23 protein-coding genes are annotated in these 24,021 nt (G+C 57.7%); 12 read left to right on the top strand and 11 right to left on the bottom strand.

Annotated elements, in window-relative coordinates; all coding sequences use genetic code 11:
• Positions 1–3 precede the first annotated feature (3 nt).
• From V3W27_RS05565 to V3W27_RS05555, 3 genes are all read right to left on the bottom strand, one after another.
• Positions 4–963, bottom strand: a complete 960-nt coding sequence (locus V3W27_RS05565) for an AAA family ATPase (RefSeq protein WP_003218556.1) — start codon at positions 961–963, stop codon at positions 4–6.
• Between the two features lie 269 nt (positions 964–1,232).
• Entirely contained in the window at positions 1,233–1,586 is a 354-nt protein-coding gene (locus V3W27_RS05560; protein WP_247269013.1) for a hypothetical protein, read from the bottom strand.
• Positions 1,577–1,861, bottom strand: coding sequence for a hypothetical protein (locus tag V3W27_RS05555; RefSeq protein WP_247269014.1), 285 nt, complete (start codon positions 1,859–1,861; stop codon positions 1,577–1,579). The genes V3W27_RS05560 and V3W27_RS05555 overlap by 10 nt, the downstream gene beginning before the upstream one ends.
• Before the next feature lie 61 nt (positions 1,862–1,922).
• Between V3W27_RS05555 and V3W27_RS05550 the strand changes: the two genes are divergently transcribed.
• A complete protein-coding gene (locus tag V3W27_RS05550; RefSeq protein WP_330206127.1) occupies positions 1,923–3,317 on the top strand; it encodes a hypothetical protein in 1,395 nt (464 codons plus the stop codon).
• Positions 3,318–4,037: 720 nt separating this feature from the next.
• On the opposite strand, the gene V3W27_RS05545 is transcribed toward V3W27_RS05550, so the two are convergent.
• Positions 4,038–5,216 (bottom strand): colicin-like pore-forming protein, encoded by a 1,179-nt coding sequence (locus V3W27_RS05545; protein ID WP_330206126.1) that lies wholly within the window; start codon positions 5,214–5,216, stop codon positions 4,038–4,040.
• 685 nt (positions 5,217–5,901) lie between these two features.
• On the opposite strand from V3W27_RS05545, the gene V3W27_RS05540 reads away from it, so the two are divergent.
• On the top strand, positions 5,902–10,797 hold the full coding sequence (locus tag V3W27_RS05540) for an NAD-glutamate dehydrogenase (protein WP_330206125.1): 4,896 nt from the start codon (positions 5,902–5,904) through the stop codon (positions 10,795–10,797).
• 165 nt (positions 10,798–10,962) lie between these two features.
• Here V3W27_RS05540 and V3W27_RS05535 read toward each other — a convergent pair whose 3' ends face one another.
• From V3W27_RS05535 to pdxR, 4 genes are all read right to left on the bottom strand, one after another.
• A complete protein-coding gene (locus V3W27_RS05535; RefSeq protein WP_330206124.1) occupies positions 10,963–11,676 on the bottom strand; it encodes an ATPase in 714 nt (237 codons plus the stop codon).
• A 241-nt stretch (positions 11,677–11,917) separates the two neighbouring features.
• Positions 11,918–12,319, bottom strand: coding sequence for a cupin domain-containing protein (locus V3W27_RS05530; RefSeq protein ID WP_115989607.1), 402 nt, complete (start codon positions 12,317–12,319; stop codon positions 11,918–11,920).
• Between the two features lie 196 nt (positions 12,320–12,515).
• Complete coding sequence (locus V3W27_RS05525) at positions 12,516–12,809, bottom strand: putative quinol monooxygenase (RefSeq protein ID WP_003225668.1); 294 nt, start codon at positions 12,807–12,809, stop codon at positions 12,516–12,518.
• Between the two features lie 123 nt (positions 12,810–12,932).
• A complete protein-coding gene (gene pdxR, locus V3W27_RS05520) occupies positions 12,933–14,366 on the bottom strand; it encodes a MocR-like pyridoxine biosynthesis transcription factor PdxR (RefSeq protein WP_330206123.1) in 1,434 nt (477 codons plus the stop codon).
• 316 nt (positions 14,367–14,682) lie between these two features.
• Between pdxR and V3W27_RS05515 the strand changes: the two genes are divergently transcribed.
• Positions 14,683–15,123 carry a carboxymuconolactone decarboxylase family protein gene (locus tag V3W27_RS05515; protein WP_330206122.1) on the top strand — a complete coding sequence of 147 codons (441 nt, stop codon included), beginning with the start codon at positions 14,683–14,685 and terminating at the stop codon, positions 15,121–15,123.
• Between the two features lie 158 nt (positions 15,124–15,281).
• On the opposite strand, the gene V3W27_RS05510 is transcribed toward V3W27_RS05515, so the two are convergent.
• Positions 15,282–15,596 (bottom strand): hypothetical protein, encoded by a 315-nt coding sequence (locus V3W27_RS05510; protein ID WP_247269023.1) that lies wholly within the window; start codon positions 15,594–15,596, stop codon positions 15,282–15,284.
• Between the two features lie 207 nt (positions 15,597–15,803).
• Here V3W27_RS05510 and V3W27_RS05505 point away from each other — a divergent pair, with 207 nt between their 5' ends.
• Genes V3W27_RS05505 through V3W27_RS05495 form a run of 3 tightly spaced genes read left to right on the top strand, consistent with a single transcriptional unit; the run spans position 15,804 to position 17,987 of the window.
• Positions 15,804–16,469: an STN domain-containing protein gene (locus tag V3W27_RS05505; protein ID WP_330206121.1), complete on the top strand. Its 666-nt coding sequence runs from the start codon at positions 15,804–15,806 to the stop codon at positions 16,467–16,469.
• Positions 16,466–17,017: an RNA polymerase sigma factor gene (locus V3W27_RS05500; RefSeq protein ID WP_027613107.1), complete on the top strand. Its 552-nt coding sequence runs from the start codon at positions 16,466–16,468 to the stop codon at positions 17,015–17,017. Before V3W27_RS05505 ends, V3W27_RS05500 begins: the two co-directional genes overlap by 4 nt.
• A 31-nt stretch (positions 17,018–17,048) precedes the next feature.
• Positions 17,049–17,987 carry a FecR family protein gene (locus V3W27_RS05495; protein WP_330206120.1) on the top strand — a complete coding sequence of 313 codons (939 nt, stop codon included), beginning with the start codon at positions 17,049–17,051 and terminating at the stop codon, positions 17,985–17,987.
• 141 nt (positions 17,988–18,128) lie between these two features.
• Here the strand turns inward: V3W27_RS05495 and V3W27_RS05490 are convergent, their stop codons facing one another.
• Both V3W27_RS05490 and V3W27_RS05485 read right to left on the bottom strand, forming a co-directional pair.
• Entirely contained in the window at positions 18,129–18,737 is a 609-nt protein-coding gene (locus V3W27_RS05490) for a prepilin-type N-terminal cleavage/methylation domain-containing protein (protein ID WP_330206119.1), read from the bottom strand.
• Positions 18,734–19,186 (bottom strand): GspH/FimT family pseudopilin, encoded by a 453-nt coding sequence (locus tag V3W27_RS05485; RefSeq protein WP_330206118.1) that lies wholly within the window; start codon positions 19,184–19,186, stop codon positions 18,734–18,736. Before V3W27_RS05485 ends, V3W27_RS05490 begins: the two co-directional genes overlap by 4 nt.
• 133 nt (positions 19,187–19,319) lie before the next feature.
• Between V3W27_RS05485 and V3W27_RS05480 the strand changes: the two genes are divergently transcribed.
• The 6 genes from V3W27_RS05480 (at position 19,320) to V3W27_RS05455 (ending at position 23,978) form a co-directional block, all read left to right on the top strand.
• Positions 19,320–19,751: a type II secretion system protein N gene (locus V3W27_RS05480; protein WP_330206117.1), complete on the top strand. Its 432-nt coding sequence runs from the start codon at positions 19,320–19,322 to the stop codon at positions 19,749–19,751.
• A gap of 274 nt (positions 19,752–20,025) precedes the next feature.
• Positions 20,026–22,638, top strand: coding sequence for an AAA family ATPase (locus V3W27_RS05475; RefSeq protein ID WP_330206116.1), 2,613 nt, complete (start codon positions 20,026–20,028; stop codon positions 22,636–22,638).
• Between the two features lie 120 nt (positions 22,639–22,758).
• Positions 22,759–22,944 (top strand): hypothetical protein, encoded by a 186-nt coding sequence (locus V3W27_RS05470; protein ID WP_330206115.1) that lies wholly within the window; start codon positions 22,759–22,761, stop codon positions 22,942–22,944.
• A 140-nt stretch (positions 22,945–23,084) separates the two neighbouring features.
• Positions 23,085–23,318: a hypothetical protein gene (locus V3W27_RS05465; protein WP_330206114.1), complete on the top strand. Its 234-nt coding sequence runs from the start codon at positions 23,085–23,087 to the stop codon at positions 23,316–23,318.
• Between the two features lie 51 nt (positions 23,319–23,369).
• The gene (locus tag V3W27_RS05460) at positions 23,370–23,639 is read left to right on the top strand and encodes a hypothetical protein (protein ID WP_330206113.1); all 270 of its coding nucleotides are present in this window, start codon (positions 23,370–23,372) and stop codon (positions 23,637–23,639) included.
• Positions 23,640–23,732: 93 nt separating this feature from the next.
• Positions 23,733–23,978: a hypothetical protein gene (locus V3W27_RS05455; protein WP_330206112.1), complete on the top strand. Its 246-nt coding sequence runs from the start codon at positions 23,733–23,735 to the stop codon at positions 23,976–23,978.
• The last annotated feature ends 43 nt before the right edge of the window (positions 23,979–24,021 follow it).

Raw genomic sequence — 24,021 nt, 5'->3', positions numbered from 1 at the left:
GGGTCAAGCGACGGCTACGACGTCGAGAATCCGCTGCACCACCCGATCCTGATCGATGCCGGCGGCTTCGGCTTCAAACGACAGAATGATGCGGTGACGCAACACGTCGAACAGCACCGCCTGAATGTCTTCCGGGCTGACGAAGTCGCGACCGGCCAGCCAGGCGTGGGCCCGGGCGCAGCGGTCGAGGGCGATCGAGCCACGTGGACTGGCGCCATAGGCGATCCACTCGGCCATTTCCGGGTCGAACTTGGCCGGCGTGCGCGTGGCCATGACCAGTTGCACCAGGTATTCCTCCACGGCGTCAGCCATGTACAGACCGAGTATTTCCTTGCGCGCGGCGAAAATCGCCTGCTGGCTGACCCGGCGTTCCGGTTTGGTTTCGCCATTCAGCGCTTCGCCACGGGCCTGCTGCAGGATCCGGCGTTCGACGGCAGCATCCGGGAAACCGATCTTCACGTGCATCAGGAAGCGGTCGAGCTGCGCTTCGGGCAACGGGTAGGTGCCTTCCTGCTCGATCGGGTTCTGCGTGGCCATCACCAGGAACAGTGGCGACAGTTCATACGTGCTGCGCCCGACGCTGACCTGACGCTCGGCCATGGCTTCGAGCAGCGCCGATTGCACCTTGGCCGGCGCCCGGTTGATTTCGTCCGCCAGCACCAGGTTGTGGAAGATCGGCCCCTGCTGGAACACGAAACTGCCGGTTTCCGGACGATAGATCTCGGTGCCGGTGATGTCGGCCGGCAGCAGGTCGGGGGTGAACTGGATGCGATGGAACTGGGCTTCGATGCCCTCGGCGAGTTCTTTGATCGCTTTGGTCTTGGCCAGACCCGGAGCGCCCTCGACCAGCATGTGGCCGTCGGCGAGCAGGGCGATGAGCAAACGCTCGATGAGTTTTTCCTGGCCGAGAATCTGCGTTGAAAGAAAGGTTCGCAGCGCCAGCAGCGCTTCACGATGTTCCATCGGTGACTGTTCCTGGAAAGGGTGGCCGCAGGCGTTCGGATAACGCCGGGGCTGGGGGCGTTACTTTAATCCATCGAGGGGGGTGGCGACTAACGGCATTTTGCGCAAAGTGCGGGAAATGACTGGGGGATTTGTTGGAATTTTGTAGCAGGGGAGTGATTGGTTGCCGGTACCGGCCCTATCGCGAGCAGGCTCACTCCTACAATGGATCGTCGTACACCATACCTGTAGGAGTGAGCCTGCTCGCGATGAGGCCAGTCCAGCCGATATCAAATCTGGCTGATATAGGTCCCGGTGCCATCTAGAATATTCTTCAGGGTTTCTTCAACTTCAGGCAGATCCACCATATCCGGATTGAAAGTGATCTCCAGCACATCATCGCCATTCAGCGCATCGGCATCCGCCGCCGCGATCTCGATCTTCAGCAGGGTCTTGCTCAGGGTGACTTTCACGCCATCCAGCGTCGAAGGCTCGCCATCCAGGGTGATCTCCAGCGCGTCCTCGTCCGGATAACGGCTCATAAGAAACATATCACCCTTGTCGCTGTGGCAGCAGAGCATGGCCATGTTGTCTTCTTCGTCGTCGCACGGGTTGACGATCAGTAGGGCGGTGGTCATTTGCATGGGGGAATTCCTGGCCGACGGGCGCTAAGTGCAATCGAAAGCGCGATTTTGCCAGCCTTGGCGCATTCGCGCTGCTCTCTTGCGTGGGTCGCTTCATTGATGCCTGCAACAAGAGGGTGCGAGAAACCTGGCGGAATCAATGAACAAGGAAAATTCCGACAGATGAATTCTGGGTTGAGAGTTGAAATTTCCGAGGACGCTGCAGGAAAAATTACTTGTTTGAACTTGGCAGCCATTTTCTGCTTTTTCGCTTGTTTTATGGCCACGATTGTCATTATTTTGCGGTTCGAACGCAAAGGAGTGCGTCAACACAAACTAAAAAAAGGACCTCTTTAGATGCATCCGTATTTCGAACGCGCTGAGGAAATTGCACACCTGTCCGACGATCAGATCGAGCAGATTTATCAGCGATATCTGGACGGGGAAAAAAGCGCTGCGCTTCTGGCCGAGTATCAGATCCCTGCCACTGTCCGCAGCTTGCTCAAGGTTTTGCCGCCGATTGTCAGTCAGGATCTGAAGTGCCCCTATTGCGATGTGCCGATGTGGGTACGTCGGCACGCCCGGGGCACTCCGGTCTCGCAGCGTCATCCTTACAAGTGCATAAGGTGCGAGCATCGATACTCAGCATCCGCCCGCCATGGCCGACGCATGGCGTGTACTTGCCAGGCGTGTTGCCAGGTTCATCAGCAACAATTGGCGGCGCAGGCCGAGCGTGATCGACGCGAACTTGAATCGCGCTTCGGTGTACCGAGTCCCGCGGTGCCGTATTCGACCCTTGGGTTTGTGCAGAAACTGACGTTGCTGGCCTTGCTTGACGATGGCAATGGCAGCCATCCCGAATGGATCGCGCCGTTGAGCGCGACATCCCGAAGCGAACATCTGGCACCGAGCGTCGAGGCCAGCGAGGAAAGATTGAAGAGTCTGCACGAGGCTGGCGTGTTAACGGTCGCGACGAGCTCTGATATCAGGGCCTTCGATCGCACTGAGGGTTGCAGTATCAGTGACTATTCTGCAGTGCGCTGGCAGCCTAATGTGGCACTCGGCGGAGTTGCGCGCTGTAATCGGGAAAGTCTGTACCTGGCGCTTTATCAGGAGTTGTCCGGCGAGATTCAGGTCGCCTGGAAGAGCGAACTCTACGGGCTGATTTTCGATCTGGCCCGAGAAGAATCGCTTCAATACATCCGTGTGCTGGCCAACGAAGTCAGTTTTTCGTTCACGGCCGAGGCGCGTGCCGAAACGGTTGTGGGGCAACTCCTGCAGGATTTTTCCGTAAGCCAGCTCTACTACTTCGCCCGCCTGGCAGTAAAAAACGCTGCGCACTTCTACGCCACCGGCAACTCCAAAGGCCGCAATCACGCGTCCAACACCATCCCGCGCAACATGCTCGGGACCGCTCAGGATGCCCTGACTCGGAACTGGCGCAAAAACGCACACCGTGATTCGCGGGTACCGCAATCGGCGTTACATCGGTTGTTGTATGACGTAGTGCTCAAGGACAGCGGTGCCGGGTTTTCCAAGTCGCCGGGAATGTATTGGCGCGATGAACTGGTGCCGCAGTTCTTCTCCCGTGCAGCTTTTGACAGCGACCTGCTCGGTCATTTGAGGCTGTTTTGCCGAGAGTGTGACTCCAGCAATATCGACGCCAGCATGGATAAATTGATCCTGAAAACCATGTGTTACGACTGTGCCACCGTGAGCAAATTCAGGGCGTTCGAGGAGCTGCCTGACTGATGTTTATGGGGGCTAAGCGGCCCAGGAAAAAGGGAAGGCATAAGCTCAATGTGGCTGCTTTCCTTTTTTTCTTCGAGGTGGTTCCTGAGGATGTTGCCTTGAATCTTTTTTGAGTTCTGAGGGCTGTTTTCTAAAGTGCATGATTGTGCGGTAAGGAACGTAAAACAGGAGCTGAAAGAGAATCGGGGGGAGTAAGAATACGAAAAGAAAAACGCCTGAAGAGTACGTTGAATAGAATAGAAAATTCTGACCCATGATCCTCAGTTTTGAGTCGCGGCTCATGAGGTCGGTGGAGTTTAAATAAGCTTCATAGGTGAAGATAGAGCAAAATAAAAGCAGGGCAATGAGCGATAAGGAATATTTTATGAGTGAAAGTTTGTTTGCTCTTTCAAATATCTGGTCGGATATTTTAAAGCATCGGTACAGGAATATTAAGCTGAATATTGGCGCAAATACCGCAATGTAATTCGTGGTTATCCTGGAGCTTAGAGGGAGTTTGGATGACCAGAAGCCGATGTTTTCGATCAGATAGTTTTGTAGAGCAGAATCGAGCAGCATAGGATGGTGCTCGTTAATGATTGGAACTATCAGGTTGATGAGGAGGATCGGCGCCAGCATGGATATAAAACATGCGGTTGATATGGATGGCTCAGGAGTGTTTTGCACCGTGTAATCCTTGTTTGGTGGCCGGCTCAATTAATTGAACCGGCAGGCAGAGTATTAATGCGCTGGCGTCGTTTCAACTAGCGTGAATACTGTGTCATTTATCTTTTCTACGGTTTTGGCATCGAGTAAAGCGGCAACGCCAGCCACGAGGAGACCGGTAGCGACTACAGCAATTACGGGTGGAAACGAAAAAGCAGCTAGCACTGGTGGTGCTATGAGAGCGACCAGCATCCCTGCTCCGGCTCCTGCGGCAATGCTTTCGAATTCGAGTAACAGGGGTTTCCAGTTTCCATCCTGAAAACCGATGATTGCCTTTTCCACAACAGAATGCGCCTGCACGATTTTTCCGGTTACGCCAAATCCTTTGGCGAGCCGATTGACACTGTCCATGTAGGACGCCTTGTCCAGCGCGTTCAGTGCGTCGACAACCGCACGGGTATCCTGCGGGCTGAGCTTTGCATTCGGGTTGGTTCGCACCTGCTCGAACGTTCGCAGCGCCTCGTTGTAGCTCCTGATCTTTTTCCCTGATACATCCTTTTGAAGATCCATCACCACTTGATGCAGGTTGGCGCCGTATTTCTCGAGGATGAATTTGTTCGCGTCGGCGACGTAAGCCACCGCGCGTTTATAGTCATCAATACGTTTGGCCTCCGCTTCGGCAGCGATCCGTTGTTTTTCTTCCTCCAGTCGCAGAGCAGCCTGACGGGCCTGCTCTTGTCTTTGCGCCTCTTCAGCTTGTCGCGCCGCTTCGGCAACCTGCTGTTGGGCGAGTGCCTCGGCCTGTCGCCGAGCTATTTCGGCATACAGCCTGGTCTGGCGGTCTTGAAGATTTGCGATTTGTTCGTTCAGAAGCATGGCGTCGTAAGTGGCTTGTAACTTTGCATATTGTTGCGACGTTTTAATATCCCTTAATTTTTGCTGCAGCTCGGTGTTTTTTTGAAAAAGCAATTCATTGACAATGTTGGTGGCTTTGTTTAGCCATGTATCGGGAGTAGGGTGGGTCAGCGGTGGGTGCCTGCTGTCTATAATGTTTAACTCTATTTGCAAGCCTTGTTCTAAATTGTGCTTTTTTTCCAGATAGTCACTTTCTATCGCCAGTGTGAGCCCATGCATCGGGTTGCCCAGCGGATAATTCTTGAGAATATCTCCGCGAATGGTGCCAGGGTTAAAATTGATGATTTCCCAGGAGCCATCGCCGTAGATTATTGTTGTCGGAAGTTCAAGTTGTCGCATGTGTTGATTCCTTTCTTTGATAGAGACCCGTTCCGTGGGTCAGGCTGATAACTGACGTCTGGTTTTTTATGGGGTGCGCTTATATAGATAGCACTGCCGATTTTTGCGTTCAAATCGTGCTGTAGGAATTCGGTCTTCAAATTATGTGAGACATTTCTTGTCAGTTTGTAAGGATTCTTTAGTGTGTTTCTACTTGTTGTTTTTATTGGTTTTTAGGTGCGAACAATCGAAGGCTGTGTAAGCTTTGGCTGGGTGATTTTCCAAGGAGGAAAGGTGTGGCAGGAACGAATTTCAGGTAATCGGTCATTTCAGGTGCGCTTGCCTGTTGAGCGGCCACCTGAAGCGCGAGAATTCACTTTGGCTGCTAATGTTTACCGGTGCGCGGGGCCGCGTTTACGTGCCAATGACCGAATATGTCGCAGCACCGCAAGCAGACACATTGTCGCACCCATTAAGCTGCGCAACGGATGAGCACCCGTAAAGACATTGTCGGCAGCCTCGACAGTCGTTTTTGCAGATGCCCATTCAATGGAAGGTGAATGTGACCTGAGTGTCTCGTCCAGCTTCACCCACCTGTCCCCCTGTTTCCTCTGCCCGAGAATCAGGAACAGGGCGACACAAGCCCCGCAAGGGGTGTTGCACGCGACGCTTTCCATCAATAACAAGCTTAAGCGGAGTACCACAGATGGCGTTCTTCACCGCAGCCAGCAAAGCCGACTTCCAGCACCAACTGCAAGCGGCACTGGCGCAGCACATCAGTGAACAGGCACTGCCACAAGTGGCGCTGTTCGCTGAACAATTCTTCGGCATCATTTCCCTGGACGAGCTGACTCAACGTCGCCTCTCCGACCTCGCTGGCTGTACTCTTTCCGCGTGGCGCCTGCTTGAGCGCTTCGATCACGCGCAACCGCAAGTGCGCGTCTACAACCCTGATTACGAACGCCACGGCTGGCAGTCGACCCACACCGCGGTCGAAGTGCTGCACCACGACCTGCCGTTTCTGGTCGACTCGGTCCGCACCGAGCTGAACCGCCGCGGCTACAGCATCCACACCCTGCAGACCACCGTGCTCAGCGTACGTCGTGGCAGCAAGGGTGAGCTGCTGGAAATCCTGCCGAAGGGCAGCACCGGCGAAGGCGTGCTGCACGAGTCGCTGATGTACCTGGAAATCGACCGCTGCGCCAACGCGGCCGAACTGAATGTGCTGAGCAAAGAGCTGGAGCAGGTGCTCGGTGAAGTGCGCGTCGCGGTCGCTGATTTCGAGCCGATGAAGGCCAAGGTGCAGGAGATCCTCACCAAGCTCGATAACAGCGCATTCGCCGTCGATGCCGACGAAAAGACCGAAATCAAGAGCTTCCTGGAATGGCTGGTGGGCAACCACTTCACCTTCCTCGGCTACGAAGAGTTCACCGTTGTCGATCAGGCCGATGGCGGCCACATCGAATACGACCAGAATTCCTTCCTCGGTCTGACCAAACTGCTGCGCACCGGTCTGACCAACGAAGACCGTCACATCGAAGATTACGCAGTGAACTACCTGCGCGAACCAACCCTGTTGTCGTTCGCCAAGGCTGCGCACCCGAGCCGCGTACACCGTCCGGCCTACCCGGATTACGTGTCGATCCGTGAAATCGACGCCGACGGTAAAGTCATCAAGGAACACCGCTTCATGGGCCTGTACACCTCCTCGGTGTATGGCGAGAGCGTGCGGGTCATTCCGTTCATCCGTCGCAAGGTCGAAGAAATCGAACGCCGTTCCGGCTTCCAGTCCAAGGCTCACCTGGGCAAGGAACTGGCGCAGGTGCTCGAAGTGCTGCCGCGTGACGACCTGTTCCAGACTCCGGTCGACGAACTGTTCAGCACCGTGATGTCGATCGTGCAGATCCAGGAACGCAACAAGATCCGCGTGTTCCTGCGCAAAGACCCGTACGGTCGCTTCTGCTACTGCCTGGCCTACGTGCCGCGCGACATCTATTCCACCGAAGTGCGCCAGAAGATCCAGCAGGTGCTGATGGAGCGCCTGAAGGCCACCGACTGCGAGTTCTGGACCTTCTTCTCCGAGTCCGTGCTGGCTCGCGTGCAACTGATCCTGCGCGTCGATCCGAAGAACCGCATCGACATCGATCCGCTGCTGCTGGAAAAAGAAGTTGTACAGGCCTGCCGCAGCTGGCAGGACGACTACGCCGCACTGACCGTCGAAAGCTTCGGCGAAGCCCACGGCACCAACGTGCTGGCGGATTTCCCGAAAGGCTTCCCGGCCGGCTACCGCGAGCGTTTCGCGGCGCATTCGGCCGTGGTCGACATGCAGCACCTGCTGAGCCTGAACGAAAAAAATCCACTGGTGATGAGCTTCTATCAGCCGCTGGGCCAGGTGTCCGGTCAGCGCGAGCTGCATTGCAAGCTGTACCACGCCGACACCCCGCTGGCCCTGTCCGACGTCTTGCCGATTCTGGAAAACCTCGGCCTGCGCGTGCTGGGTGAGTTCCCGTACCGTCTGCGCCACACCAATGGCCGCGAGTTCTGGATTCATGACTTCGCGTTCACCGCGGCTGAAGGCCTGGAGCTGGACATCCAGCAACTCAACGATACCCTGCAGGACGCGTTCGTCCACATCGTCCGTGGCGATGCCGAGAACGATGCGTTCAACCGTCTGGTGCTGACCGCCGGTCTGCCATGGCGCGACGTGGCGCTGCTGCGTGCCTACGCCCGTTACCTGAAGCAGATCCGTCTGGGCTTCGACCTGGGTTACATCGCCAGCACCCTGAACAACCACACCGACATCGCTCGCGAGCTGACCCGGTTGTTCAAGACCCGTTTCTACCTGGCGCGCAAGCTGGGCAGCGACGATCTGGAAGACAAGCAACAGCGTCTGGAACAGGCGATTCTGACCGCACTGGACGACGTTCAGGTGCTCAACGAAGACCGCATCCTGCGTCGTTACCTGGATCTGATCAAAGCCACCCTGCGCACCAACTTCTATCAGACTGATGCCAACGGCCAGAACAAGTCGTACTTCAGCTTCAAGTTCAACCCGCACGCGATTCCAGAGCTGCCGAAGCCAGTACCGAAGTTCGAAATCTTCGTTTACTCGCCACGCGTCGAAGGCGTACACCTGCGCTTCGGCAACGTTGCGCGCGGTGGTCTGCGCTGGTCCGACCGTGAAGAAGACTTCCGTACCGAAGTCCTCGGTCTGGTGAAAGCCCAGCAAGTGAAGAACTCGGTCATCGTGCCGGTGGGTGCGAAGGGCGGCTTCCTGCCGCGTCGTCTGCCACTGGGCGGCAGCCGTGACGAGATCGCGGCCGAGGGCATCGCCTGCTACCGCATCTTCATTTCGGGTCTGCTGGACATCACCGACAACCTGAAAGACGGCGCGCTGGTACCGCCGGCCAACGTCGTGCGGCATGACGACGATGACCCGTACCTGGTGGTGGCAGCGGACAAGGGCACTGCGACCTTCTCCGACATCGCCAACGGCATCGCCATCGACTACGGCTTCTGGCTGGGGGACGCGTTCGCCTCCGGTGGTTCCGCCGGTTACGACCACAAGAAAATGGGCATCACCGCCAAGGGCGCGTGGGTCGGCGTACAGCGCCACTTCCGCGAGCGCGGCATCAATGTTCAGGAAGACAGCATCACTGTGGTCGGCGTCGGTGACATGGCCGGTGACGTATTCGGTAACGGCCTGTTGATGTCGGACAAGCTGCAACTGGTTGCCGCGTTCAACCACATGCACATCTTCATCGATCCGAACCCGAACCCGGCGACCAGCTTCGTCGAGCGTCAGCGCATGTTCGACCTGCCGCGTTCGGCCTGGACCGACTACGACACCAGCATCATGTCCGAAGGCGGCGGCATCTTCTCGCGCAGCGCGAAGAGCATCGCCATCTCGCCGCAGATGAAAGAACGCTTCGACATCAAGGCCGACAAGCTGACCCCGACCGAACTGCTGAACGCCTTGCTCAAGGCGCCGGTGGATCTGCTGTGGAACGGCGGTATCGGCACTTACGTCAAGGCCAGCACCGAAAGCCATGCCGACGTGGGCGACAAGGCCAATGACGCACTGCGCGTGAACGGCAACGAGCTGCGCTGCAAAGTCGTGGGCGAGGGCGGTAACCTCGGCATGACCCAACTGGGTCGCGTGGAATTCGGTCTCAATGGCGGCGGCTCCAACACCGACTTCATCGACAATGCCGGTGGCGTGGACTGCTCCGACCACGAAGTGAACATCAAGATCCTGCTGAACGAAGTGGTTCAGGCCGGCGACATGACCGACAAGCAACGCAACCAGTTGCTGGCGAGCATGACCGACGAAGTCGGTGGTCTGGTGCTGGGCAACAACTACAAGCAGACTCAGGCTCTGTCCCTGGCGGCGCGTCGTGCCTACGAGCGCATTGCCGAGTACAAGCGTCTGATGAGCGATCTGGAAGGCCGTGGCAAGCTGGACCGTGCCATCGAGTTCCTGCCGACCGAAGAGCAGATCAACGAGCGCGTTGCGGCAGGCCATGGCCTGACCCGTCCCGAGCTGTCGGTGCTGATCTCGTACAGCAAGATCGACCTCAAGGAACAGCTGCTGAACTCGCTGGTGCCGGACGACGACTACCTGACCCGCGACATGGAAACGGCGTTCCCGCCGACCCTGGTCAGCAAGTTCTCCGAAGCCATGCGTCGTCACCGTCTGAAGCGCGAGATCGTCAGCACCCAGATCGCCAACGATCTGGTCAACCACATGGGCATCACCTTCGTTCAGCGACTCAAAGAGTCGACCGGCATGAGCCCGGCGAACGTGGCCGGCGCCTACGTGATCGTGCGTGACATCTTCCACCTCCCGCACTGGTTCCGTCAGATCGAAGCGCTGGACTATCAGGTCTCCGCTGACGTGCAACTGGAGCTGATGGACGAGCTGATGCGTCTGGGCCGCCGTGCTACTCGCTGGTTCCTGCGTGCCCGTCGCAACGAGCAGAACGCTGCCCGTGACGTCGCGCACTTCGGTCCGCACCTGAAGGAGCTGGGTCTGAAGCTCGACGAACTGCTGAGCGGCGAAATCCGTGAAAACTGGCAGGCGCGTTATCAGGCTTACGTCGCGGCCGGTGTGCCGGAGTTGCTGGCGCGTATGGTGGCGGGTACCTCGCACCTGTACACCCTGCTGCCGATCATCGAAGCGTCCGACGTCACTGGCCAGGATCCGGCCGAAGTGGCCAAGGCCTACTTCGCCGTGGGCAGTGCGCTGGACATCACCTGGTACCTGCAACAGATCAGCGCACTGCCGGTTGAAAACAACTGGCAGGCCCTGGCCCGTGAAGCGTTCCGTGACGATGTGGACTGGCAGCAACGTGCGATCACCATCTCCGTCCTGCAACAGGGCGACGGCACTCAGGACGTGGAAGCACGCCTGGCGCTGTGGATGGCACAGCACGAAAGCATGATCGAGCGCTGGCGCGCCATGCTGGTGGAAATCCGTGCTGCGAGCGGCACCGACTACGCCATGTACGCCGTGGCCAACCGTGAGCTGCTTGACCTCGCGTTGAGCGGTCAGGCGGTGGTGCCTGCGACTGCTGCGAATGCCGAGCTTGAACTGGCCTGAGTAGTGGTTGAATGAAGAAGCCCCGGTGTCGTGAGATGCCGGGGCTTTTTTATGTCTGGATTTTGTGGTGTTTGTTCCGGCCTTATCGCGAGCAGGCTCACTCCTACAGTTGGAATGCGTTTTCCCCCTGTAGGAGTGAGCCTGCTCGCGATGAGGGCCTGACTATCAATACAACTTATGTGCTTGTTTGTTATCCAGCATCGACACTTTATCTGTCGGTCTGGTCAATAAATTACTCAGCGACTGATCAAACTTCTGCAGCGCCCGCACTTGCACATCCTGCTGTTGATTAATATCAGCGACGATCTCTTCCGAACGTTTGAAGTCCGCCCAAACCGGTGTCAGTTCTTTGGCCTCCGAACCTTTCGCCGTGCCGATGTAATTCAACTTCGCATCATAAAAATCCGCGCTGACATCGGCCTTAATGTCGGAGCTGCGCGAGGTAATCAACTGGCTGTGGGCGTCGACGATCGCCACCACATCGGGATGCGCCGCGCGCAGGCTCTGCATGTCCGGGTACACCGTAACCGAGCCGAACTGCCGTTGCAGCGAGGCCTTGACCCAGTCCACGGCCATGTCCGGTTTCGAGGTGTTGACGTAGGCGTCGTGGATCGGCTGCACCAGCAGGCTCTGGCCGAAACCGGTGCCGGCGTTGGCCTGATAGTCACGCAGGTATTCGCGGTTGGTCTGGGTACTCGGGCTGTAGACCACGCCCAGTGACACGCCGGGACCGCTTTGCACCTGGGCGGCGCTGCTGCGGCCGACCGGTTGGGTGAACAGGGTATCGAGGGACGACACCGCTTTCGGCGCGGTGGGTACGGAACAGGCGGACAAGGCTAAAACCGATATCGCCAAGGTACTGGCAAAAGCAAGTTTCATGATGAGTCTCCCGTGAAGCAACTTCAGTCGGAAAGTCAGCGTTGTCGCGGCTGTGGGTGACGGGCGCACGACAGTTGATTCAGACTAAACCCGCCAACCTGTAAATAAGCTGACAATTTTTCGAGTTGTGGCGATGCATTAGTTTTATTGGCTTTAAGGCGAATCGGTTAATTGCCTCGGGAAATAAAAAGGCGCAAAACAGTGTTTTGCGCCTTTTTATTTATGGCTGTGCCAACAACCATCAGTTTTTCAAGGGGATCAGTACTTGCTCGTCCGGGGCCAACACCATGAACACCAGCAACTTCGCCGGTTTGCTGTTGCTGGCGTTTTTTGACACCAGGTGTTCGGAGCCGGCCGGTTCGTACCAGAACTGGCCTTTCTTGTAGGTGATCGGCTGTTCGCCCTTGACCTGGGAAATCACTTCGCCTTCGAGCACGTAAGCCATGGCGGTGCCGTCGTGTTTGTGGGCGATCGAGGACTGGCCGGGTTTGTAGTCGACTTCGATCATCATGGCTTTCTTGCCGGGGGCGTTCTTCAGCATCTGGTCTTGCAGGACGGTGACTTTCTCGGATGGGTCGTGAGCCAGGGCGGCGGCAGACATGGACAGGGCGAGAACGGCGGTGAAGAGGTGCAGGGCTTTCATGTTCGATCACCAGTTGGGGAGGGGTGGTGACCACAGTAGTCTGCGGGGTGGGGTATTCAAACGGCCAATATTCGGGAAGATCGGGTGACCAATCGATCGTTCGTCGATGCGGCTGAATACGCCTTCGCGAGCAAGCTCGCTCCCACAGTTGATCGCATTCCAATGTGGGAGCGGGCTTGCTCGCGAAGGCGTCCGGTCAGACGATGGGGAAGCTGTTGAAATCCACACTATTGGCCAAGCGGCTATCAATCAGGTCTATAAACCCCTGCGCCTCGGGCCGGTTGAAGTGCGCCTGCATTGCCGCTTCCGACTGCCAGCGTGCACTCACCGTCCAGCGCTGGCTGTCCTCGGGGCAGCGGTCGACCATGTAGGCGTCGCAACCCGGTGTCTGGCGCAAGGTGTCGACGATCTTCTGCAACTGCCGACCGAGTTCTTCCGAACGCCCGGCGGCGGCGCGCACCTGGACGGTGTTGATCACTTCGTTGGACATTGCTCACACTCCTGAATCAGGCCGGACGAATCCTGCTCATTGAGGGATAACGCCAATGCAGAATAGGCCTGCACCTGCTGATCACCAATAACCAATCGGCGGTTAATCGCCCAGACCAATCATTCACGCCACTTGTTGCAGAATGTCGCGCAGGCGATCCAGAGCGGTGTCGATGTCGAGGGTTTCAATGGCGCCGAAGCCGAAGTACAGGCCGCTCTTCACCGGCAGTTGATAATGGAAAATGTCGATGGAATACAGCCCGACCTCGACTTTTTTCGCCAGTTCGATCACCAGCGGCAGGTCGATCGGCACCTTGCACAGCACCGCCATGTGGAACCCGGCACTGGGCGGAATCGCCTCCAGCCACGGCGAAAGATCACCGGCCATGCGTGCCAGAATCCGTTCACGGCGCTGGGCGTAAATCGTATGGCAACGGCGGATGTGCTTGAGCAGGCAACCTTCGGCGATAAACTTGGCCAGCGCCCATTGCGGCAGGGTCGAGGCGTGCAGATCGGTGAGTTGTTTGGCGCGGATCACCGCTTCGAGAATCGCCGGCGGCAGGATCGCGTAACCCAGACGCAGCTCCGGCAGCAAGGTCTTGGAGAAGGTGCCGACGTAGGCCACGATGCCGCGCTGATCAAGGCTGAACAGAGAGTCCGTAGGCCGCCCTTCGTAGCGGAATTCGCTGTCATAATCGTCCTCGATGATGATCGCCCCCAGCTCATAAGCGCGGGCGAGCAAGGCCTCGCGGCGCGCCTGGCTCATCGGCATGCCCAGCGGGAACTGGTGCGACGGGGTGACGTAAATCATCCGCGTGCCCTCGGGAATCTGCTCGACCACGATTCCCTCGGCATCCACCGGGATTCCGACCACCTCGGCGCCGTGGGTGCCGAACAGCAGGCGCGCTGGCGGATAACCCGGGTCTTCCATCGCCACCCGACTGCCAGGGCTGATCAGCACGCGGGTGATCAGGTCCAGCGCCTGTTGCGCGCCGTTGCACACCACGATGTCCTCGTCCTGACAGTTGATCCCGCGCGAAAACGCGATGTGCCGGGCAATCGCATTGCGTAGCGCCGGCAGACCTTCGGGCACGCTGTAGAAACCTTTGGAGCCGGCCATCTGGCGCATCGCGTGCGACACGCAGCGGCGCCAGTCGTCATGCGGGAACTGGCCCTTGCTGGTGGCGCCGCCGATGAAGTCATAGCGCAGCGAACCTTCCAGCGACGGGTGGCGCAAGAACACCGGCAGGTTGCGCCAACGCTCGATCACCTCGGCGCTGGCCAGTTCGGTGTGGCTTTGCTTGCGCTGGATCTGCGCCGGGCGGGCGTTGACGTACGTGCCTTTGCCGATCACCCCGGTGAGGAAACTTTCGTAAGTCAGTTGCGCGTAGGTGTCGGAAATGGTCTTGCGCGAGATCCCCAGTTGCTCGGCCAGCAGACGGCTGGGCGGCAACTGCGTGCCGGCGGCCAGACGCCCGGACTCGATGGCGCCGCGCAGCTGGTTGTATAGCTGGCCGGCGAGGTCCTTGCGGCCATTGATCACGACGTGAAGTTCCATACCGACGCGGCTCCGGGGGGGCGAATTGAAGTGTCGGCCAGATTAACGCTGTTGGGTGATTGGCAGAAGTTGCGCAGCACAAAAACCCGAAATTGGTCACCATCCCCCCTTGTAGGAGTGAGCCTGCTCGCGATGAGGTCGGCACATCCAACATGGCGGTGACTGAATGACCGCTATCGCGAGCAGGCTCACTCCTACAAGGTTGTGTGTTTGGCCGGGGGGCAGTGGTGTAGCGGTTTTCCGTGGAATTGGGGCTGTAACGCCGGCAGCTCTGCGCTTACCGTGAACTCATCATTCCGCTTCCCGAGACCTGCCCATGTCCCCGCGTCTGGACTACTACAACGCATCGCCCAAGGCGATGAAAGCGATGATCGCCATGGAGGCGCTGACCAGCGACCTGAGCATCGAGGCGCCGCTGTTGCAACTGATCAGGATTCGCGCCTCGCAGCTCAACGGCTGCGCGTTCTGCACCGACATGCATTCGGTGGACGCGCGGCGGGCCGGGGAGAGTGATCGGCGCTTGTATGCGATCGCGGTGTGGCGCGACAGCGGCTTCTTTAACTCCCGTGAACGCGCCGCACTGGGCTGGGCCGAGGCGGTGACGCTGTTGGCCGAGAGTCATGTGCCGGATGATGTTTACCAGATGGCCAAAGCGCAATTCAGTGAGGCGGAGCTGGTGGATTTGACCATGGCCGTCACCACCATCAACAGCTGGAATCGCCTTGCAGTAAGCTTCCGCCAGACCCCCAGCGACTGACGTGCACATAACCCTGTGGCGAGGGAGCTTGCTCCCGCTCGGCTGCGCAGCAGTCGCAAAACCTTTGCATGCGGTCTGTCAGTCAAAACCGGTTCGGCAGGTTTGGGGGCGCTGCGCACCCCAGCGGGAGCAAGCTCCCTCGCCACAAAGTTTGGTCTTCAGTTTGGTGGGCGTTGTGGTTTGACTGAGGTGCCGAAGGTGTTGCCCATGCGTGTTCCAGTTGCGGCCGGGGTTGCGAGGCCAACCTGATTCGGTGGCCGTTTGTTCACCGGCACATTCAGCGCCTCCTGATTCTTCTGCGCAGCCGCAGCACCCTCGGGGTTGTTACCCATCTGCTGACTCAAACAATCGTAATTCGGCGCCTTGTAGCCACCCACCGTCACCTCCACACAGCCCAGCGGCTGCTCGGCGTGGGCACTGGCGAAGGCGCTCAGCAGCAGCCCGCCGAGGGCGAATTTCCACAGTGATTTCATGCAAGCCTCCTGGCCGGCCCGAAGCGGCCGTTCTCTGATTGCAGTCTAGTGCAAGCCTTGGGCGAATCCCGTGATGGTTTTTTTGCACCGCCCGTCACACCAGATTCATAAACAGCCATCAGGATGACGGTTTTCAGGGGTACGTCAGCCGTGCAGCGAGGCAGTTCCAGGGACGGTCTTCAGCGTTCAGCGACTCTCGTGCGCCGGGTGAGTCTGGGGCTGCTGCTTGGCTGGTTCAGCGGTGCGGCGACAGCCGAACCGGTGCCGGCCGATATGCGCATGACGCTGCACATCCCGGCGCAAGACCTGGCCCGGGCGCTGGATCAGTACAGCCACGCCACGGGCGTTGCGGTGCTGGTCGACAGCCAGTTGAGTCGTGGCCGGCGCTCGTTGGCGGTCGATGGCGAATACACCGCTGCCGATGCGCTGCGCCGTTTGCTCGGCGGCAGCGGGCTGATGGCGCGTTATGCCCGCGATGACGCGTTCACTCTACAAGTGGCGCAGGTCGAGGACGTGCCGTCGGCCCCGGACAAAACCACCCCAGCCAGCGCCGCCGTCAGTCGCAGCTACGCCACCGCGGTGCAAGCGGCGATCGAGCGCAACCTGTGCGGTTCGCCGCTGACCCGTCCAGGCAGCTATCGCGCGGTGTTGCAGGTCTGGGTCGGGCGCGACGGCGTGGTGCAGCACAACTGGTTGGTCACCACCACCGGAGATGTACGGCGCGATACCGCGCTGGTAGAGAGCTTTCGCAATCTCAGGATCGACCGGCCGACGCCCAGCGCGTTGCGTCAGCCGGTCACGTTGCTGTTGTTACCGGAGTCGTCAGGGAAACGCATGGAATGCACCAAATGGGAAGGAGTTTCCGGGGGATGAAAGACACCGGACAAGGTTCGATGGTCCAGCTGTTCCTGACGTCCTACGAGGACTTTCGGGTGCGCTTGCGACGCCGTCTCGGCTCGGAAGACCTGGCCAACGACGTGCTGCACGAAACCTACCTGCGGGTCGACCGCATGGAGACGCCGCCGAACCTGCTGCGGCCCAACGCCTACCTCTATCGCATGGCCCTGAACATTGCCGCCGACCGCCGTCAGGCCGATGCGCGCCTGCTCACCGGCGAGGAAGTCGAAGAGCTGCTGCAAATCGGCGACGAGGCGCTGGACCCGGCGCGGGTGGTCGGTGGGCAAAAGGAAATCCAGTCGCTGCTCAGCGCCCTCTATGAGCTGCCCGCGCGGCGTCGCAGAATCTTCATCGCGGCGCGTCTGGAAGAGGCGCCGCACCTGGAAATTTCCCAGCGCTTCGGCATCTCCACACGCATGGTCGAGAAGGAAATCAAAGCTGCATTGGGCTTCTGCGCGGCGAAACTGGAAAGAAAAGTGTTTCAGCGGTTCGGTCGCGGGGCCGGAAAACCGTCTTCTGAATAGTGCCCGATCAATTCGTTGAGAATCTGCGCGTTTGAACATCTTTCGACTGACACCTGCCAAGCCATCGGCGGCCGACAATCTGCACAGTGAAGCCCACGACTGGTTGGTCCTGCTGACCTCCGGCCGCGCCACCGTGGCCGACGCCCGCGCCTTGCGCGACTGGTGCGCGCAAAGCGCCGAACATGCCCGCGCTTTCGAAGAGGCCAAGGTGTTATGGCATAACCTGCAGCCTGCCGCTGAAATGCTGCAATCGCCTCGGCGTTTTGGACGGCGCGCGTTTCTCGGTGGTGCCATCGCGGCATCGGCGGCGTTTTTGCTGGTGCGCGGGACGATTCCGGGTGGCTTTGAAGGGCTCGGCGCCGATTACATCACCGAAGTCGGCCAGCAGAAGCGCCTCGAACCAGCCGACGGCGTGCGCCTGGAACTCAACACCCAGACCCGCATCAACCAGCGCGCTGGCGACGATGGCGTGCAGGGATTCGAACTGGTCAGTGGTGAAGTCGAAGTGCAGACCGCACGGCTACCATTGACGATGCAGGCCGGGGGAGGGTGGTTGCGGGCCAGTCAGGCGCGGTTCAATTTGCGTAACACCGATCAGCAAGTGTGCGTGACGTGCCTCGATGGTTCGGTGGACGTTAATGTCGATGGCCGCAGCCTGCGTCTGCAGCCCGGTGAACAACTGACCTACGACGCGCAGCAAGTGGGCGCAGTACAAAGCGTCGACACCGCCGCAGTAATGAACTGGCGCCAACAGGTACTGGTATTCAACGGCGCAACCCTCAGCCAGATGATCGACGAGATCAACCGCTACCGCCCTGGCATGTTGCTGCTGCTCAACCGCGAACTCGGCCAACGCCGCGTCCAGGCCCGCTTCAGCCTCGACCAACTCGCCGGCGTCGCCCTGCTGATCCGCGACGCCTACGGCGTCAAATGCACCGAACTACCCGGCGGCGTCGTCGTCCTCAGCTAATCCAACCCAACACTCACAAACACTATAAAACCCTGTGGGAGCTGGCTTGCCAGCGATAGCGGCATGTCAGGCAATGAGATGTTGGATGTGAATACCCCATCGCTGGCAAGCCAGCTCCCACAGGGACCTCAGTAATCCAAATTATTGCAGCGGCCCCATCACCTGCCGATACCGCTCCACCCCCTGCGCCGTCTCCCGCGTCAACCGAACCTCCAACCCCAACGGATCCTCCCGCCGATTCCCACTCAACTGCCGCCAACCCTTATCCACCTCCCAAACCCGCACCTGCACATCACTCACCCCCTGCAACACCGCCACCCCGCCAGTCGGCGCCGGCAACGGATACCGACCCCGCGCCTCAGCCACCGCCCGATACAACGTATCCCCCTTGACCCACCAACGCACCCGCTGCAAAGCCCCAGGCTGATCCGCCGCACGGCGAATGACATCCAGCCGAAACCCCTTGCTATCACTGCTCCGCACCGTCAGCGCAGGCGGTGCACTCGGCGGCTCATCATCCACGCCAACCTTCTTCGGCTCAGTCAATTCAATCCCCGCACGCATCTCCACATCACGCTGCAACTGATTCAACGCCCGCAACAAACTGTCGCTCTGCTCACTGCTCGCCTGCAAATGACTGTCCGCCCGCGTCACACTGTCCAGCCCGCGCCACGCAATCAAACTGACCACCGCCATCAGCAGAATCGCGACCATCACCTCGATCAGGGTAAAGCCCCGTTGAGCGTTCATTGCACACTGATCCTTCCACTGGCATCGCGCAGCACACTCAGCCGATTGAGCCCATCAGACAGGGTCAATTGCAGCGGCGGATTGATCCACTCGGCGTTAAGTACAACCTTCTGCTTCGGCTCTACCCGTACCTCCAGCTTCGGACTCTGCCAGGTGCGCGGCCGCAACTGCGGATCATCCTTGAAATGCTCAAAACCACGACCACTGTCACTGCTCCGACTGAACCGAAAGCCCTTGCCATCACTCACCCAAACAATCGGCCGACCATCCGCCCGCGCCTCCGCCTGCGCCACCTGCAGCAACTGCGCCACCCGCTCGGCATCCTTGCGCAGCAACTGCAGCGGATCCGGCTTGATACTCAGACTGATCGCCGCACTGGCGATCCCGATGATCACCAGCACCACCATCAACTCGATCAGCGTAAAGCCCTGTTGCTTGCCCACCTTCATCGGTTGCGCGCTCCTTTGCGTCCAGCCCCGTCCCAAAAAAACATCCTGCACGGCCAACATGTAAGACGTGTGAAATAAAACCGTGAGAATTGCCGCGTAGCCTGTCAGCAGGGACAAAAAGGAGATTCAGCCCATGATGCTCACCACCCGCATATCCCCCCCGCAAACCGTCCAGGCCCTCGCACTGCTCGCCGCCCTGGTCGGCGTCGCGACCTGGTCGTCGCTGCTCCTGACCAGCGCCGAATCCCACACCCCACCAGCACCCCCACAAATGCTCGCGGCACGCAGTGACAGCCCGGCGTTGCAGTGGTTTTCCAACCAGACGGCGCCGGTGGACATCAAAGTGAGCGGGGTGATGGCGGGGAGTCGCGGGGCGGTGGCGATTTTGAGTTTGAACGATGGACCGCCGAGGAGTTTTTTGCAGGGGGAGAGGGTGGGGCCTGGGGTGAAGTTGGTGGCGGTGGAGGGGGATGGGGTGGTGATTGAGCAGGGGGGGGAGAGGGTGCGGTTGGGGGTGGAGAGGTTGGGGGAGGGGGTGGATATGCCGAGGTTGGTGAGGCCGTGATTGGTGAGTTCTAAGGAAGCGATTGCGATGTTTCAGTCGGAAAATACCTTCTGTGTTGTCGGTACAAACGACACGGCACATGAAGAGAATGGCTGAGTAAAGAATGTTTGTGTGGGGGTAGACCAAAGCGGCCGCTTCGTTTCTATTTCCACAAATGCGGGGGGAATTCTAAATTTATTTTGCTGACTACTTCCTGATTTACTTTTGTCTGCTAGACATACTGAAGGCAAATGTCTGCTTTTTATTCATCGGTGTGGTGCCAAGGAGTAGGTGGGTGACGATCATTCAGGAAATCCATGCGTGGTCTAATGGACTGCCTGCGTGGCAGCAAGATGCGATTGCTCGCCTCTACCAGGATCGCATTCTCAATGCTGCCGATCTTGACGACCTTTATGCGTTGGCCAAGGCCGAATCTGGAATCCCGGATACTGAGGGGCGAAAACCCAAGAAGCTTGAAGACGCATTGATAGCCCAGCCAAACGATCCAGCACGGTCAGTGCAAGTTGCTGCGATCAAGCAACTTGTTAACGTAAATGCTTTAGCCAACGGGGGAAATGTTCCCATTTCCTTGACTGGTTTGACCGTAATTTACGGCGAGAACGGCGCGGGAAAATCGGGTTACTCGAGGGTGTTCAAACATGCATGCCGTGCCAGGGACCGGCGCGAGCCAATTCTCCCAAACGCCAACCTAGACCCAAAGACTGCTGGTGTCGCCCAGGCAATCTTTGAAACCGTAATCGACGGTGTGACAACCGATCTTTTCTGGCAATACGGAGCCGTCGCTCCCGAGCCGCTTTCGGACATTGCCATCTTTGATACTCATTGCGCTCGTGCTTACATTGATAACCATGGTGACTTTGCTTATGCGCCATACGGTCTGGATATCTTGGAGGGGATGGCCGGCGTATGTAATAAGCTTAAGGCGCGTGCCACTCAGGAGAAGGCAGCGAATGCTCCGACTGATGCATCGTATGTCGCCCTTACGAAAGATCAAACTCAGGTCGCTGCCGCATTACTCGGTATCCCGAGTACTACGCTCCCTGAGCAAATAGAGACTCTTGCCGCGCTTACTCAAGTTGAGCTGGATCAATTGTCGCTTTTGACTCAAACCCTCGCCGAAGCAGATCCGAAGCAAAAAGCACAAGCGTTGCGCCAAAAGGTAACGCGTTTCTCCGGCTTAAATGATCGCTTGGTGGCAGCGATTGCATTGGTTGACGAAAGAACGGTAGGCCAGCTTAGAGAGCTTATTGAAATCTCGAAAACTGCAAAAGCTGCGGCAGAGCTGGCAGCGCAAGAGTTCAAACAAACCCCAGGTCAACTTACTGGCACTGGAGGTGAAGAATGGAAGGCGCTGTTTGACGCTGCCAGAGTTTTCGCACAAGTGAGTTATCCAAGCCATGAGTTTCCAGAGATACCTCAAGATTCTGCATGTCCTCTCTGCCAAAACCAGCTTGGTAAAGAAGGTGTTGCGAACCTAATTCGTTTTGATACGTTCATTAAACAAGCTGCCGAAAAGGACGCGAAGGAGGCTCGCGATACCGCAGCCACGGCCTACAGGGCAGTCCAAAAGGCGGCACTAGACGTTATGTTTCGTGATGGACTTGTGGAAGAGTTAACCGAGCTTGATCCCGAGCTCGCTGCTGTCTGTTCGTCGATGCAAACATGCCTCAACACCCGGCGGGCTTCGATTCTTCAAGCCGCTGCGGGTGAGCTTAAGTGGGAAGAGGTATTGGCACTATCGAATGACCCATGCCCCGGTTTAGCCGCTGTAATTGAAGGCTTACTGAATCAGTCTAAAGCGCTGGACGCAACGGCTGACGAAAAGATTCGGGCTCAGATGACGGCGGAGAAGCGAGAGCTTGATGCACGGATACGTCTGGGGGAGATCAAGAACGCTGTTTTGGAAGCGATTGCCAAGCATGAGGCAGGTCGTAAGCTTCAATTGTGCATTGATGGTTTTGATACTCGGGCCATTTCCAGAAAATCCACCGAACTTTCGCGGACGACCGCCAGCCAGGAATTGGCAGACGCTCTCAACGACGAACTCAAACGCCTTAAAGTGCATCAGCTTCAGATTGTGATGAAGCCAGAGTCTCCTGGGGGCAGGACTCAATTCAAGCTTGTTTTGCAATTGCCCGGCGGAGGTACGCCTGCGGCCATTCTCAGTGAAGGGGAGCAGCGAGCTATTGCAATTGCATCCTTCCTTGCGGAGATCAAACTTGGCAAAGGGCGTGGTGGAATAGTCTTGGATGATCCAGTGTCATCGCTAGATCACCGACGTCGCTGGGAAGTCGCAGAGCGCTTAGCTTTAGAAGCGCTAAACCGACAGGTGATTATCTTCACTCACGACATCTACTTTCTTTGTATTTTGGAGCAAAAAGTTGAGGAGCTAGGGGCCCAATTGACCAAGAACTATATTCGTCGCACAGCGGAAGGATATGGCGTGCACTCGCATGATCTGCCATTTGACGTCATTGGTACCAAAGATCGGCTTGCAAGGCTTCGACAGGAGTTGGTGGAGATTCGCAACGCGCAGAAGAGCGGAGACGAAGATGAACTTCGTCGCTTGACTTCTGCTTGCTACGGTCGTTTGCGCTTAGCTTGGGAAAGATGTGTTGAAGAGGTGCTTCTGAACGGGGCAGTCCAAAGATTCGGCGAGGGAGTATCGACACAGCGCCTGAAATCGGTTGTCGTCACCGACGATGATTATCGGGAGGTAGAAGGCGGCATGTCCAAAAGCTCCAAGTTCGAACACGACGCGGCAACTCCCGTGGGAAGGCTTCCAATACCAGATCCTGACGAATTGGATGCGGATATTGAGAGGCTAGCAGCATGGAGGAGTACTCTAGATAAGCGGTCGAGAGAAATAGCGAAAATGAGGGGTTAAAAAGGAGACTGATTTTCCAAAAAAATAAATCAGTCCCCTTTGTTCGTTCAGGCCCGCCCAGTTGCGGGCTTTGTCAGTACCAAAGCGCAACTAACGTACCTTAAATGCTGGAGTTAAACGATGAAACAAGGTTTACCGGGGCGTGGGCAAGGTAGCAGTGATCCAGAGACTTGGTGTGATGCATGCGCCAAAGCTGGGGAGCGTGACGGAAGTTTTTTGATCACCGGCCAAAGCGACGGCAACATCTGTGAAAACCCTTCCCACGGAGAAGATCATTCATTGGATGATGACGAGTTTCTGGAATAGGCGCGACTCTGCCGCCCAGCAATCCAACAAGCCCAGTCCTACAAAGCTGGGACTGTTTCTAGGGTTGGCCAAGGCCATTGTGATGGCCGGCCGATGACATAGAAGCGGCGCGATTTTCACAATTAATTGAGGGCCATTGAATGAATGTAGAAAACAAGCAAAGCGCAATCGCATATGTGCGATCTGAAATCGCCATCCTTTCCGAGCAAACGGATGATGAAGAACGTCGTGCCTATCACCATCGTGCAAACGCAGCTTTGTTTGCCATTCGTGCCGGAGGGCTGATCACTACAGATGAGCTTCAGACGATAGGCAATGAAATCGGCGAAGCAAACGAAAAGGCAAGTCGTCAGGTACGCAACGCCCAACAGTAGGAAAGATCCCTCTCGCTGAGCAATACCCGCTACAAAAAAAGGATACGCACCATGGATTACTTCGGTCTCGCCGATCTGACATTCATCTACAACTCCCACGGTGGCGAAAAGTCCGCTTCGTGCAGTGGCATTATTGTGACCTTATTCAAGATGCAGCACCGTCAGTGGACGGTGATATTCGACGACCCGACGGATCGAGCGCCACTCGACGGTCTGATCCGCGCCGTCGTGAGCCTGCCTGATGGTCGTCGGCTCGACGGCGCCGCAGAGCGCAGTCCCATCCTGGGCGGTAATTTCACCCTGATTGAAGACGAAATTTAATTAACGTGGAAGCATGCCAAGCCCTGGCCTAAAACCGGCGCAAGGTTAGTAGAGAGGGGCACTATTCAGCGCCCGAGCTAGGAGCTACTTGATATGACTGATAACGAAACGAACGCACCAAAAAAACCATTTGAAGATCTTCCCCTGCATCACTTGCTGTTTCTCAAGCTACGAGACGGTGGCGGTGCTGACAAGGTCGCTCCCGGTGTTGCTGAGATGCATGGCATTACTTTGGATGAGCTGAAAGCTCAGTGCCGCGTGGCTGCGGAAGAGCTAATCGCCGAGCGCGGGCACTTGTTGGTATATGAAGAGTCGGTATTGGCGTGGGCCAAATCGTAAAGGGTTCTGCCCATTCGGCCCGGTTCGCCGGGCCTTCAAAGAA

The sequence above is a fragment of the Pseudomonas sp. AM14(2022) genome (assembly GCF_036346455.1).
Classification (GTDB): Bacteria; Pseudomonadota; Gammaproteobacteria; order Pseudomonadales; family Pseudomonadaceae; genus Aquipseudomonas; species Aquipseudomonas putida_A.
This window is presented reverse-complemented; position numbering and strand designations above follow the sequence as displayed.